Origin of the sequence: Saccharopolyspora hattusasensis, from assembly GCF_050972075.1 — a bacterium.
In the GTDB taxonomy this organism is placed as follows: domain Bacteria; phylum Actinomycetota; class Actinomycetes; order Mycobacteriales; family Pseudonocardiaceae; genus Saccharopolyspora; species Saccharopolyspora hattusasensis.
On sequence record NZ_JBPCDC010000001.1, the window covers coordinates 492,623 to 506,635 of the forward strand.

The following is a 14,013-nucleotide window of genomic DNA, read 5'->3' on the forward strand; positions in this document are numbered from 1 at the left end:
GAGACCACAGAATGCCCGGTTGACGTAGCGGTAGAGGCCCTGCACATCCGCGCACCGCGGTCGGCGCTAAGGCGTGGGAACAGCGCATTTCATCGTCGGCTTGGTTACGAGATGGAATGATCGTGGGGTGTCGAGGTCCTCAGCGTTGCTGGTCCTTTGCAGCCCACGCGGCGGCAATCTGGCATCGGGAGGTGAATCCGAGTTTGGTGAGGATGTGTTCGACGTGGGATTCGGCGGTCCGCTGGGAGATCACCAGGCTGGCCGCGATCTGGCTGTTGGACTTGCCGGCGGTGACCAGCGCGGCGACCTCGCGTTCCCGTTTGGTCAGCGGCGAGGTGACCGGTGACCGTGCTGGTGCGCAGGCAGCCGGTGCGGCGCGCTGGCCCAATGCGAGGGCGATCACGTCGTGCTGGTTCATCTGGCTGCCCTGCCGGCGGCAGCTCTCGAACTCATCCTCTCCGAGTGCTTCCCGGGCACGCACACGCGCCTGGTCGCGCCAGGCGAGCAGGGTAGGCGTGTCGAATAGTGGTCTGCCGATGCGTTCCCACATCCACTCCGTGGCACCTAGCAACACGGCCGCTCGGTCGGGATTACCGGTGGCCACGGCGACCCAGGACAGCAGTTCGACGCAGCACACGATGCCAAGTCGATCGTCGACATCCTGCTTCTTCCGCAGAGCAGGAGAAAGGTGAAGGGCTGCCTGGCTGGGCTTGCCCACCCGCCACCAGCCCAGGCCGACGCCCCACTCCGTCCACGACAGCGCCCAGCGTTCGCCGCGCCGCATGCACAGCGTCCGTGCCTCGCGCAGCAGTGCCGTGGCCGTCTCGGTGTCGCCGAGCAGGGCCGCGGCCTGCGCCCGCTCCGCGAAGTTCAGCAAGCCGGGAGCGGTCCATCGCCCCGACGCGCGGTGGCGTGCCAACGCCTCGTCCAGCAGCGCCGTGGCCTGGGTGGGCTTGTCGTTCCACTCCAGGGCACACCCGATTGCCTGCAGGGCATCGGTGAGCGCCGTGTCGTCCCCGAGCTGTGCGGCAAGACGACGGCTCTGCTCGAGCAGACTCAGGGCCCCGGTGGCGTCCCCCTGACAGATGGCGATCCATCCGGTGAGCCATAGCGCACGGGCGCGTTCGGGGCTGGGCTCGGTATCCAGCGCGAGTGCCCGGTCCAGCCAGTGGCGGCCCTCGCGGACGGAGCCGCCGGCGATCCAGTAGAACCACAGCGCCGTGCTCAGACGGAGACCCGTGCGGATCTCGGCCGGTATGGCCAGGCAGTAGTCCAGCGCGGCCCAGAGGTTCGGACGTTCCGCCCGCAGCCGCGCGATCCACTCACCCTGGCGCGGACCGGCGGATTCGGCATTGGACAGCTCGGCCAACCCGAGGTAGTAGTCGCGGTGCTGGCGACGCAGCGTGGCATCCTCCCCCGCCGCGGCGAGGCGTTGCCGACCGTAGTGCCGGATGGTGTCCAGCATCCAGTACCGGGCAAGCGGCGCGTCAGCGTCCCCCACCCGGTTCAGCACCGACTTGTCGATCAACCCGGTCACGCTCTGGAGCAAGTCCACACTGGTGAGGCCTTCTCCGACGCAGACCGCCTCGACGGCGTTGAGGCCGAACTCACCGGCGAAGACCGAGCAACGTGCCCACAGCAGCCGTTGCGCTTCGGTGCACAGCTCGTAACTCCAGTCCACGGTCGCGCGCAGCGTCTGGTGCCGGGGCAGCGTCGTCCGCTGGTCGGCGGTCAGTAGCTGGAACCGGTTTTCCAACCGGTTGAGGATCTCCTCCACCGACAGCGCGCGCACTCGGACCGCTGCCAGCTCGATGGCCAGCGGGATGCCGTCCAACCGTTGACACAACCGGGCCACCGCTGCCCTGTTGCCGTCGTCCAGGGTGAACCCAGGCGACACCGCCGCGGCGCGCTGCTCGAACAACGTCAACGCCTCGCACCGCTTGGGCGAGTCCAGCGGTTCGTCCGCCGCAGGTACAGACAGCGGCGGCACCGGCCAGACCTGCTCCCCGAGGATGCCCAACGGTTCCCGGCTGGTGGCCAGCACCCGCAGCCCCGGAGCGCTGGCCAGCAGCGTGGAGGCCAGCGCGGCGCAGGCGTGGACCAGGTGCTCGCAATTGTCCAGCACCAACAACAGCTTCCTGTCGGCCAGATACTCGACGACGACCGTCGTGGCGTCGCGGACCGTCTGATCGTGGAGGCCCAGTGCGGCCGCAACGGCCTGCGGCACCAGCGCGGCATCCTGCACCTTCGCCAACTCCACCAGGTGCACACCGTCAGGGAACGCCCGCCGCAGCTCCGAGGCGACATGCACCGCCAGGCGACTCTTACCGACCCCTCCGAAGCCAATCAAAGTCACCAGCCGCGCGTCAGCCAGCGCATGCTTCACCCCGGCCGTCGCCTCGCGACGCCCCACGAAGCTGGTCAGTTCGTGCGGCAGACCGCCAGCCTCCCGCACCGGAGCCTGTGTCAATACGTACTCCCGTCGTCCCCAAAGGGCCAGAGAGCAGTAAATCTCGCCGGCGCCCAAGGCGCCACCTGGATGGCGCGCCCTCTCTCCCAGGCGTCTCTGCACGAAGGAGCGGGCATGTACCGCCGGTCGCGTAGAGCGGACCGGAATGCCGGCAGCCGAGGTGGTCATGGACTTCACGGCGGCCTTGGACGCGCCGTAACCAATGTGGACGCCGTACTGACCAATCGAGGCCGAGATGGAGCTGATGTTCACGATTGCCCCTCCACCGGACAGCTTCATCGCGGCGCAGCCGTGCTTGATTCCGAGGAAGACGCTGCGGGCGTTGACCCGCATCAGGGTGTCGTAGAAGTCGGTGCTCGTCAGGTCTGGGTCGAATGTGCCGCTGATCCCGGCGTTGTTGACCAGCACGTCCAGCCGACCGAATCGTGCCTGAGCCGTCTTCACCGCCGCGGCCCAGGAAATCTCGTCGGTGACGTCGAGGTGGACGAAGGCGGCGTTACCGCCGGATTTTGTGATCTCATCAGCGACGGCGGCCCCGTCGGCGTCGTCGATGTCCGTCACGACGACCCGCGCACCCTCGCTGGCGAGGGCGAGAGCCTCTGCCCTGCCCATCCCGCTCGCGGCGCCGGTGATGAGCGCGACCTTGTCGTGGAGGCTCATGATTTGTCTGTCCCTTCCTACTGGTCGCCTGGAGTCAGCGCCCGGCGTGTGCAGTTCGACGCCCGTGCCCGGTTCTCCGGCCTCTCGAGTCGGTTCAGTACGTGGCGCGGCCGCCGGACGCATCGAAGGTGAAGCCGGTGGTGAAGGAGCACTCGTCGCTGGCGATCCAGGCAGCAAGATCGGCGATCTCGGCGACGGATACGTACCTCTGCATCGGGATCTTCGCCTTACCAGCAGCGATGTGCTCGGGAGTCATCTGGGCGAACAGCTCGGTTTGGGCCATGGCCGGCGCGATGGCGTTGACGGTAACGCCACCGGTGGCCAACTCCTTGCCCAACGACTTTGTGAAGGCGATGACGCCGGCCTTGGAGACCGAGTAGGCGGACTGCTGCGCGTTGCCGTCCTTCCCCGCCATCGAGGCGATGTTGACGATGCGTCCCTGGCCGCGCTCCAGCAGGTGCGGGACCACAGCGCGACTCGCGTGGTACACGCCGTTTAGATTGACGTCGAGGATCCGTTGCCAGATCTTCGGGTCGAGCTCCCATGCGGAAACGATCGGGCCGTTGATGCCCGCGTTGTTGACCAGTATGTCGAGGTGGCCGACGACGTCGAGCGTGCGTGCGAATGCATCCTCCACGGAGCTGGGCTCGGCGACGTCAGTGGCGACGATGTCGGCGGGCCGGTAGTCGTTCACGGTGCTGTCGAAGTGTTTCGGGTCGAGGTCCCAGACGACGACCCGGGCGCCGTCGCGGGCGAGGCGCTCGCCGATGGCGCGGCCGATGCCGCGAGCTCCACCGGTGACTACTGCTGTGCGGCCGGTGAAGTCGTAGCGGACGGGGGTCATCATCAGTTGTCCTCACTGTTCCGGTCTGCTCGGGACGAGGTCGTGAGTCCGAGCTCGGCGAGGATCTCCTCAGTGGCCCGGAAGGCGGAGTCGGCCGCGGAGACACCGCAGTAGATCGCGGTCTGCATGAGCACTTCGCGGATTTCCTCCGGAGTGACACCGCCCCGCAGGACGGCTCGCACATGTCCGCGGAAGTCCTCCGGGCGGTTCAGCGCCACCGTCATGCCGATGGTGACCAGGCTTCGAGTGCTGCGCGGCAGCGTGTCTCGGGACCACACCTCCCCCCACGAGTAGCGAGTGACCATCTCCTGGAAGTCGGCGCTGAAGTCGGTCGTCGCGGTGGCGGCGGAGTCCACCCAATCGTCACCCAAGGTCTTCCGCCGGAGGTTCATCCCCTGCTCGAAGCGGTCACGCTCGTCCACTGTGTCTCCTCTCGTTCCATTGCGTTTCCTCTCGTCGCGCGCGTGGTCATCGCTCGAGTTGCCGGTACTTGTCGACCAGCCGTGTCCGCACGTCACCGAACGCGGCCACCACGACGGTGCCGGCGCCGAGCTGTGCGCCGGTGCCAAGATCGCCTCAAAGCCGCGCACGACGTTTGTCTCTGCCTTGAGTCTCAGGGGCTCGACGTCGAGCACGGGGAATCCCAGATCCTCGCTGCGCTTTCGGGTCTCGCGACCAGTCTGGTGTCTCCGACGGTGTCGCGTTGCGGCTCGTCGGGGGTGGCCGGGACGACCCGGACGCTCACCCATCCGTATCCAGTCGAGGCCGCTCAGCTCACCTGCTCGGCCGTAGCGCTGCCAGCCCGAACGAGACGGTCATCGCGCCCTCCCATCGGGTGCCTGTTGGGAGGTGGACGATGTCATGGTCGCGGCGCCGGCGTCGTCGGAGCGAGCCCGCTTGTACTCGGCGGGCGACAGCGGGCGCGCGTCTTTCTTTCCGAGCTCGGACATGGGGATGCGGGAGGTCTCCTTGGCCGAGAACGCGGCAGCGGCGGCGAGGACTCCGATCCCGACGATCATGGCACCCACGATCACCGGAACGTTTGTGCCGGGCGGCGCGAGCACCGCGAAAATCGTTGGCATGAATGCCCCCAGCGCGGTTCCCACGTTGAACGGCAGAGCGAATCCGCTGACCCTGGTACGGGCCGTGAACAGCTCCTGATAGAAGGCCGCGTAGGCACTGTTGTGGCTGGAATAGAGCACGCCGGCCATCAGGACGGCGAACACCATCGCCATGATCTCGTTTCCCACTGAGATGAAGTACAGGAAGGGAATGCTGAGAACAGCAGATCCGAAGATTCCCGTGCCGCAGGTGATGCGTCGGCCGATCCGGTCGGACATAGCGCCGAATACGGGAACGAAGATGAGAGAGACGATATTGGTTATCACTGTGATCCACAGGAAGTTCGTCGCCGAGAACCCGTTGCCGTACGCCGCGCTGGTCGCATAGGTCGCCCCGAAAACCGTGACGGTGACCGGTACGACGTTGATGTTGGACATCAGGAATACCCGCAGGATGTTGACGCCGTTCTCTTTGAACGCTGCCTTGAGAGGCGAACGTACGACCTCGCCTTCGGCCACTTCCTCCCGGAACACCGGGGTCTCCTCCACCCCGCGCCGGATCAGATAGCCGACGAGCAGCACGACCAGGCTCAACAGGAACGGGATCCGCCAGCCCCACGAGTGGAACGCGTCCTGCGGCATCGCGGCAGCCAACGGCAGAAAGATCGCCGCTGCGATCAACTGGCCTGCCTGGACCCCTTGAAGAGCGAAGCTGCCGAAGAACCCGCGACGGCCGAACGGTGCGTGCTCCACGACCATCGTGCTGGCGCCCGCAATTTCGCCACCGACGGCGAAGCCCTGGATCAGGCGCAACAACGTCAAGAGCGCCGGAGCAAGCCACCCGATCGCCGCATATGCGGGAAGGAAGGCGATAGCCGTCGTCGACAGACCGATCACCAGCATACAGATGAGCAGAATTCGCTTCCGCCCCATGGTGTCACTCAGGTGCCCCAATACAACGGCACCGATCGGGCGCGCGACATATCCGACACCGAACGTCGCAAGCGAGGCAATGATCGCCACGGTCGCGTCGCCCTTCGGGAAGAACAACGTCGGGAATACCAGTGCGGCGGCCTGCGCATAGATGAAGAAGTCGTAATACTCGAGTGCGCCACCGAGCCAGCCACTCATTGCAGCCCGTTTCGGCGTTTTAGAGAACGTCGGTTCCGCGGCCCTAGCGTCAGGCTTCGGTTCCTGCATTGTCTCGTCCTGCATCGCTGCCTCCTTGCAGCTAGCTGTCCTGTAAACGCCCGCCGCGGTGTCGGGCGGCAGAAAGGCGTCGTTGTGCTATATCGCCGCGGCGCGCTGCGGCGGCGTGTTTGCACGCATTCGCCGGCAGGTTCCGCCCGGGATCTGCGGTGCAGTGTGCTCGCTCGACTGGTCGGTCAGTCGAGCCGGCCTACAAGGGCGCGGGTCGACTCGAGGATCTCCGCAGCTCGCTTCTCTGGGGAAAGGGGCGACGGAGTGGTCAACGGGACCTCGAGCGCGAGCAAGATGTCGCCAGGAAGGTGACGCAGGGGAGCGAGCACGTCGAGCGCACCTCGTCCGGGGATCTCCCGTTGCCGCCGGGCCTGGTGGATAAGGCCCTCGGTGGTCGTCGGTCGCTCTGCAACGGCGTCGCAGAGCTGGATGGAAGTGAACCAGCTCGGCGGCAGTTGGTCCAGGTCCGCGGGGTCGCTACCCGACCTGTCGAAATGGATGGAGTCGATCAGGAGCCCGACGTTCGGATGGTCCACAGCTTTGAGCACTTCCGCGGCAACGGAGAGGCTGGGCACGCCCGTCCACGGCATGAACTCGAGATTCGGGGTCAGGCCGAAGGTCTGGGCGAGCTCGGCGAGCTCTCGGAAGTTGTCGGTCAGCCGCTGCCTGTCGGGATCCATGCCCGCGACAACGATCGTGCTCGCTCCGAGTTCGGCACCGGTGGCGAGGAACTCTTCGTAGTCGCGGCGAAGATTGGTGTCCGGATTGAGCCGTAACGTCTCGATGTCCTGCACGGGGACTCCGAGATCGCCGCTGCGCTTCTTCGACCAGGCTCAGCCTCGGCCTGGTCATCGCCGGCCCACGGGCAGCGTCGCGCCCGGGATCTCGTACTCGCCGCGCAGACCGCGCATGCCGTAGCCGCCCGGCTTCGACGGTGTAGACGCGGACCTGGGCATCGGCCAGGTGGTCGGGATTTTCCCGCGACAGCGCGTTGATATGCGCACCGCCGCGCCGCGGCGCGGCCAGCGCGCCATCCCGCCAACGCATCCACTGCTCGCCCTCGGGCGCGACCAACGCGGCGGCCGGGCGGTGGAAGTCCCACAAGGACCGGGATCGCCGTACAACAACGACTTCCGCAGGACGGGATACCCGGAAACCGCGAGATCCCGGCGCAGGCGGGCCGCCTCCTCGGCCTCCGGCCCGGACGGCAGGACCGCCGCCCGGGCATAGGCGTCCGGGTCGAATCGGATGCGTCATGTTGTGTTTTCTCCTCACCACTCAAGGCTTTTCAGGTTCAGCGCTACTGGAAACGAACGACGCGTACGGATCGCCTTCAGACTCACGCGCGGCGAGCCGGTTTACTCGGCAGCACAGCGCGGTGCCGACCGGGTCGACGACGTGCATGGCCGCAGGTGTGCAGATCGAGACGACGTCGGGTTGCTGCTCGTCGAGCATGGCGTGCAGATCACGGTAGGGCCGCGTGCTCGGCATTGATGTCGATCGCGACGACCAGACCGAACTGGCCGGAAAGGGCTTCGTGGGCGGACAGGAGGCTGGCGGCGATTCCTCCGGTGCCGACGACGGCGGCCCGGAGGCTGAACCGTTCGGGAGACGTGGCTCGCTTCTCACAACTGGCTCCGGGCGACGCGGGAAACGCTGTAACGGATCTGCGGGAGCTATGCCGTGTTGCGTCCACCGCTCAGGTCGAGGGTCTGGCCGGTCATGTAGCTGGCCTCGGGCGAGAGCAGCCAGGCCGCGAGTGCTGTGAACTCCTCGGGTTCCCCGACCCGTCCCATGGGGACGCGGGAGAGGAGCTGGGCGTTGCGTTCCGGGCTGAGGTCGTCGAGGAGCCTGGTCCGCATCATCGACGGTGCGATGCAGTTGACGGTGACCCCGGACGTCGCGACCTCCTTGGCGGCTGTCTTGACGAGGGCGACAAGTGCAGCCTTCGATGCCGAATAGGCAGCTTGGTGCGGATTTCCCTCGCGTGCCGCGATCGACGAGAGGACGGCAACGCGCCCATAGCCTTGGTCGACGAGCACTGGCAAGAGGCTCGCGAGCCCGTGGAAGCATCCGTCGAGATTGACGCGCAGCGTGGCGACCCAACCCTCGTACGGCATCTCGGTTACGGGTGCCTCCGGGCCCTGGATCCCGTGCGCGAAGAGCGCGCCGTCCACGCGGCCGTGGATGCTGAGTGTCGTCTGGAGCGCCTGGTCCCAAGCCGCGCGCTTGGTCACGTCGAGTGAGAGGCAGTCGTCTGGGCTGGATCCGTCTGCGGCGCCGCTCGAGCGGGCATCGGTGCACACCACGCGCGCGCCCTCGCGGACGAGCCGCCGCGCCGTATCGGATCCGAGACCGCCTGCTGCCCCGGTCACCAGGATGACGTGGTCTGTGAAGCGGTCCGACCAAAACGGCTCCGCGTGCACCGGTGAGGGTGCATGGACTTGCTGGGTTTCGGTGGTCAGATGGTCACGCACGTGCATTCCTCGCTTTCGTTTTCGGTCAGGGTGTCCAAGAGACGGCGACCGCGTGGACCCGGGTGAGATGGGCTTCGACGCCGGTCTCGGCGACGGCCCAGAGGTCGGGGACTTCGACGCTTAGGTCTCAGGTGGAGCGCCGAAAGATGGGCAAGCCCGAGCTCGCAGTTCATGCCAGTCCCTCCGCACCAACTGTCTTGTCGCGCAGGCCACGGCGGTCCGCTCCGTGATGCGGCAGATCCGCCGCGTCCTCGTACGCCACGGCACCCGCAAGCTCACGGCCCGCGATGTAACCGGAGGTGAGCGCCGGTCCCAAGTTGATGCCTCCGGCCGGGTAGAAGCCGCCCATGACGCTGGCCTGGTCGTTGCCCGCCACGAACAGCCCAGCAACGGGCTGGCCAGAGGCATCAAGCACCCGTGAGCGCCCATCCGCGGCCAGGCCCGCGAATGTCCCGAACGACCCGGGCACGACCCTGACCGCATAGAACGGCCCCTTCTCGATCGGAGCGAGCGAGGGGTTCGGGCCGATCTTGGGGTCGCCGCCGTAGCGGTTGAACTCGGTCTCGCCCCGCTCGAAGTCGGGATCCACACCGCACCGCGCGTTGTCGTTGAATCGCTCGACGGTGTCGCGTAGCCCGGCGGGGTCGATTCCGCACTTGTGCGCGAGCTCTTCGAGCGTGCGCCCCTTCTTCAGATATCCCGAGCGTAGGTAGGGGAATAGCGGTGCAGGTCGCGGTTTGGCCATGCCAAGGGGGTACTTCCGCACGAAGCGCGAGTCTGCGATCTGCCACGACTCGACGGGCTCGCCCTCCGGCGTAGCCGCGACGAGCGCCGAGACGTAGTCGTAGTAGCCGTCGGCCTCGTTGACGAACCGCTTCCCGTCGCGCCGCACGCCGATCGAGCCGGGCTTCGCGCGGTCCATGATGTGCGGAAACGTCCCGACCCTGCCGTTGCGGTACGGCACGAGAGAGACCGGGCACCACGCGGCGGGCGCTTCTACGTCAGTGTCGAAATGGCCGCCGGCGGACTCGCCGAGCGTGATCCCGTCCCCATCCGCGGACAGGGGTGTGAGCGTCCAGTGCTCAGCCCCCGTCGGCGTTTTGGGGAACAGGCGACGGCGACGCTCGATGTCATGGGGGAATCCACCGGCGGCGAGGACGACGCCGCGCGAGGCCTGGATCCGGTACTCCCCCTTCGGCCCGCGGACGACGGCGCCGGTGACGCGGCCGCTGTCGTCGGTCAGCAGCCGCACGGCCGGGGTGCTGACCCGGATCTCGACTCCGAGGTCCTCTGCACTCTGTAGGAGGCGGCCCACGAGGGCCGTCCCGTTGACGAGCTGCATTCCCCGCTGGTGCAGGGCCAGATCGAGCAGGTGCATCCCGACCCGCCGGGCCGCGTGCATGAGTCCGGCCGGGCTGCCCTGCGAAGCCGAAAGAAATTTGACGAGGTCGGGGCCAGCCATGATGCCCATGCCGAGGAACGAAGTCTCGTACAGCTGCCCGCGGAGCTGTTTCCGGACGCGTGCCGAAAGTCGCCGGGCGTTGATCGGCGTCGGCCCCACCGAGCGGTGGCCTGTGCCGGCGCCCGGAGTCTTGCCGTAGATGTCCTTGATCTTCGTGCCAGGCGTGAACTGCAGGCGCGTCTTACCGTGGAAGAAGCCGACCATGTGCGGTACAGCCTCCAGGAACGCGTCAACCCGCTCGGGCTGGTAGCGGTGCCCGAGCCGGTGCCGAAGGTAGGTGCGGAAGAGCTCCGGGTCCTCGTCGACGCCGTCGGCCTTGGCGAGTGGATTGCCGGGCGCCCAGGCCCAGCCGCCAGACCACGCCGCCGCTCCGCCACACACCTCAGCTTTCTCGACGACCACCACACCGAGCCCGTGGTACGCCGCGGTCACGGCGGCGGACAGCCCGCCGGCGCCGGAGCCGACGACGAGGACGTCAGTGTCGATGTCCGCGAGAACTGCCGCAGGCGGGATGGTCATCGGGCGGCTCCGTTCGGGCTCGTGAAGTTCCGGTTCAGGGCGGCAGCGTCGGTGAGGACACGGTCGGCGGCGGCCTTGAGGCGGCGCGCCCACCCAAGCTCGCCGAGGCGTTCGACTGCGCCCGGGGACGGTGCTTCGACGCTCACGGGCAGGGCGGGCGGCAGGGCGGCGACGATCTCGGCGAGGCGGAAGTCACCCTCGCCGGGCGGGAGGCGGTTGGCGCGCGCCTCGCGGACGAGGCCCTCGCGGTCTGCCGGCCGTTGCACGGGGCCGTCACAGAGCTGAAGCATCGCCACCAGCTCTGTCATGGTGGATAGCTCGTCGAGAGTGCTGCCGAAGCGACGGAAGTGCAGCACGTCGACGACGACGCCGACGCTGGCCACACGGGCCGCGGCCGCCGCCGACGGCAGCGAGTTGATGCGCTGGTACGAGATCGGTTCGAGCGTGGGCGTGATGCCGAAGCCGCGGGCGTCCTCGGCCAGGCGTGCGAGGGTGTCCCCGAAGCGCTCGGGGTCAGGGTCCGCGCCGGCGACCGTCATCGTGGCTGCGCCGAGGGCCTCGCCTGCCTCGAGCATCCGCCGCCACGCGTCGCGTTGGCCGTGGCCGTCTTCGCCGCTGCCGTCCATGAGCAGGAACTCGATGTCGAGGACGCGCAGGCCCGTGTCGCGAAGGCGACGCAGCGTCTCGGTGAGCATCGGGGATCCTGGCTGAAGGTCAAAGCGGCGCTCCTTCTCGGTTACGGGTCGAACGCGCACGCCGATGAAGTTGAACCCGGCCTCGGCGGCGACGACCACGAGGTCAGGAGGCGCAGTGGAGATGAGGGAGAGCGGGGCGAGGCCGACGGGCCGGGGTTGGGTGGGCACAGTGGTCATCCGAGGCTCTCCTGGAGTGTGCTGGTCGTTGCGGCGGCCTCGGCGAGGGCTGCCGCGAGGCGCTGGGCGGCGTCGTAGCCGCTCTTGATGGCGTTCGATGCCGTGGCCGGCAGTTGCTCGACCACGGTTCCCGCGAGCACGACCGGCACTCCGGCCCCGATGGACAGCGCGGCCTCCCTGCCCTCGCGGTCCACGGAGGCGCCAAGTGGCACGACGCCGCGGGAGACGAGGATCGGCCCCGGCGCGTCATGCCATCGCTCACCGTCCGGCGCGACGACGCGCACTCGGCCCGGTGCAGCTTCGACGATCCGCGAGTCGAGGAGCATCCGCACGTTCGGACTGGCGGCCAGGCGTGGGGCCGCGAGGATCTTGGCACGGCGGCCGGATTCCGGCGCGAGGACGGGCTCTGGGCCGATGAGAAGGACCCGCGTACCGCGGGCCGCGAGCGTGTCGGCGACGGCCATCGCCACCGAGTCGGCACCCCATATGGTCACCGCTTCCGGCGCGGCGTTTCCGCTGAGGAGATCTGGGCGCTCGGCGAGCCACGCGCGGATGTCCGCGACACCGTCGCCGGCTCCTCTCCCCGTGACCCGCAGGCCAAGCTCGGGCAGCGCTCCTCCGATCGCGACGACGATCCCGTCCGCTCTCTCCGAGCACGCGAGCGCGCCAAGGTCGCCGACGTCCGCAGCGACGCCGGGCCGGACGTCGACGCCGAGGCGCTCGAGCTCGGCGCGGGACCAGTCGAGGAAACGGTGAAAATCGGGCGTGGACGTCATCCGGGTGGCCAGCGCGAACTGGCCACCGAGTTCGGGCGTGGCCTCGAGCACGGTGACCTCGGCACCACTGAGCGCGAGCTCGCGGGCGGCGGTGAGCCCCGCAGGGCCGGCCCCAACGACGACGGCACGTGGCACACCGCCCGCAACCGGGCGCACCCGCGGCGTCGGCACGGGAACCCGCGAGCGCCCGACAGCGGGGTTGACGGTACACGTGACCTGCCCGAATCCGAGGTTGTCGATGCAGACGTTGCATGCGATGCACGGTCGGTACGCGGCGCCATCGAGCACACCGTCCACGAAGCCCGGGTCGGCATGGAGGGCTCGGCCGAGCGAAACGAAGTCGCACACGCCGTCGGCGAGGACGCGCTCGATCGCCTCGGGCGAGTTGAGCCGCCCCGCAAGGCCGAGCGGGAGGCCGAAGTGCCGGTAGGCGGGGGCGTAGTCGGCAAGCACCGCCGGGCTCCACTCGCCGGGCTGCACGATCCACTCGCCCGCCTCGTAGCTTCCGGCGGAGAGGTCGAGGAAGTCGAGCGCGTCGAGGTGCAGACGGCTCACAACATCGAGCGTTTGCCCGGCGTCGAGTCCGCCGTCGCAGCCTTCGACGACCGAGATCCGCATCCCGACGATCGCCTCCGGCACCGCGGCGCGGACCGCGTCGATCACGAGGTTGCCGAACGCCTCGGGCGCGGCGAAGCCGTCGTGCCGCCGGTTGGTCCGCGGGGACATGAACTGGTGCACGAGGTACCCGTGGCCGCCGTGGATGCTGATGACATCGAATCCCGCAGCGACCGCACGGCGCGCGGCGATCGCGAAGGCCACGGCCAGCTCCACGCACTCGGTGGCGGTGAGTTCATGCGGTATCTCGCCGCCCGCGACTTCGCACGGCACGGGCGACGGCGCGACGTTCGGCAAACCGCTTATGACCGACTGCGCCGTGCGGCCGCCATGGTTGATCTCCACGGCGGCAAGTGCACCGGCGGCGTGGACCGCGTCGGTGAGGGCACGAAAGCCGGGAATGACAGCGTCGTCGTGCAGGCCAAGCTGGTGGGTGCGGCCCTTGCCGTCCGCGCGCACATACGTCGCCTCGGTCGTGACGATGGCCAGCCCGGCCCGAGCCCGCGTCACGAGATAGTCGGCGTACTGCTCGGTGATCCGGCCGTCGGTCGTGCCGTAGTTGCGTTCCATCGGCGCGCTCACGAGCCGGTTGTGGAGGGTGCGCTGCGCGCGGCCGTTGCGGCCGAGCGTGAGTGGCGCGCGGGCGGCCGGCGATGACGCTTCCGGCCATGTCTGGGGTGTTTCCACCGTGGGTGTTCCTCCTTAGAGCCTGTCGGCGAATGCCGTCCGCGCCTTTGGAAGCGGCGCAGCCGCTTGCATTCACCTTGCCAAGACGACCATCGGCGGGTTCTGAGAGGTTTTCTGGCGAGGACGGCCCCTCCGCCGCGTATTGGACATACATCAGGAGGGACACCCGCAGTCCAGGAAACCTCTCAGGTTCCGCTAAGCGACCACCCACCCAGACCATCCACCAACAGGCTCTTAGCGGACGGGGCCGTGACCCGGGCGGGCTGCACGAGCTGACCGGTTCGGGTACACGGCGAGCAGGATCCGCAGCGCGGCCGTCGCGTCGTGGCTGGTGATCATGGGCTCCCGACGGCGGTACCTGCCCATGGCG

General features: G+C 68.2%; 11 protein-coding genes. All 11 read right to left on the reverse strand.

Annotated features, from left to right (window positions below; translation table 11 throughout):
• Positions 1-139: 139 nt before the first annotated feature.
• Positions 140-3,130 (reverse strand): SDR family NAD(P)-dependent oxidoreductase, encoded by a 2,991-nt coding sequence (locus ACRXBZ_RS02460; RefSeq protein WP_433877576.1) that lies wholly within the window; start codon positions 3,128-3,130, stop codon positions 140-142.
• A 94-nt stretch (positions 3,131-3,224) separates the two neighbouring features.
• Positions 3,225-3,977 (reverse strand): SDR family NAD(P)-dependent oxidoreductase, encoded by a 753-nt coding sequence (locus ACRXBZ_RS02465; RefSeq protein WP_433877577.1) that lies wholly within the window; start codon positions 3,975-3,977, stop codon positions 3,225-3,227.
• Positions 3,977-4,396 carry a 4-carboxymuconolactone decarboxylase gene (pcaC, locus tag ACRXBZ_RS02470; RefSeq protein WP_433877578.1) on the reverse strand — a complete coding sequence of 140 codons (420 nt, stop codon included), beginning with the start codon at positions 4,394-4,396 and terminating at the stop codon, positions 3,977-3,979. Before pcaC ends, ACRXBZ_RS02465 begins: the two co-directional genes overlap by 1 nt.
• A gap of 393 nt (positions 4,397-4,789) precedes the next feature.
• A complete protein-coding gene (locus ACRXBZ_RS02475; RefSeq protein ID WP_433877579.1) occupies positions 4,790-6,250 on the reverse strand; it encodes an MFS transporter in 1,461 nt (486 codons plus the stop codon).
• A 170-nt stretch (positions 6,251-6,420) separates the two neighbouring features.
• Positions 6,421-7,029, reverse strand: a complete 609-nt coding sequence (locus tag ACRXBZ_RS02480) for a sugar phosphate isomerase/epimerase family protein (protein WP_433877580.1) — start codon at positions 7,027-7,029, stop codon at positions 6,421-6,423.
• 484 nt (positions 7,030-7,513) lie between these two features.
• The gene (locus tag ACRXBZ_RS02485) at positions 7,514-7,690 is read right to left on the reverse strand and encodes a hypothetical protein (RefSeq protein ID WP_433877581.1); all 177 of its coding nucleotides are present in this window, start codon (positions 7,688-7,690) and stop codon (positions 7,514-7,516) included.
• A 221-nt stretch (positions 7,691-7,911) separates the two neighbouring features.
• On the reverse strand, positions 7,912-8,712 hold the full coding sequence (locus ACRXBZ_RS02490) for an SDR family NAD(P)-dependent oxidoreductase (RefSeq protein WP_433877582.1): 801 nt from the start codon (positions 8,710-8,712) through the stop codon (positions 7,912-7,914).
• A 169-nt stretch (positions 8,713-8,881) separates the two neighbouring features.
• Positions 8,882-10,693 (reverse strand): FAD-dependent oxidoreductase, encoded by a 1,812-nt coding sequence (locus ACRXBZ_RS02495; protein WP_433877583.1) that lies wholly within the window; start codon positions 10,691-10,693, stop codon positions 8,882-8,884.
• Entirely contained in the window at positions 10,690-11,565 is an 876-nt protein-coding gene (locus tag ACRXBZ_RS02500) for a sugar phosphate isomerase/epimerase family protein (protein WP_433877584.1), read from the reverse strand. Before ACRXBZ_RS02500 ends, ACRXBZ_RS02495 begins: the two co-directional genes overlap by 4 nt.
• The gene (locus tag ACRXBZ_RS02505) at positions 11,562-13,643 is read right to left on the reverse strand and encodes an FAD-dependent oxidoreductase (RefSeq protein ID WP_433877585.1); all 2,082 of its coding nucleotides are present in this window, start codon (positions 13,641-13,643) and stop codon (positions 11,562-11,564) included. The genes ACRXBZ_RS02500 and ACRXBZ_RS02505 overlap by 4 nt, the downstream gene beginning before the upstream one ends.
• 234 nt (positions 13,644-13,877) lie before the next feature.
• Positions 13,878-14,009 (reverse strand): hypothetical protein, encoded by a 132-nt coding sequence (locus tag ACRXBZ_RS02510; protein ID WP_433877586.1) that lies wholly within the window; start codon positions 14,007-14,009, stop codon positions 13,878-13,880.
• Between the last annotated feature and the right edge of the window lie 4 nt (positions 14,010-14,013).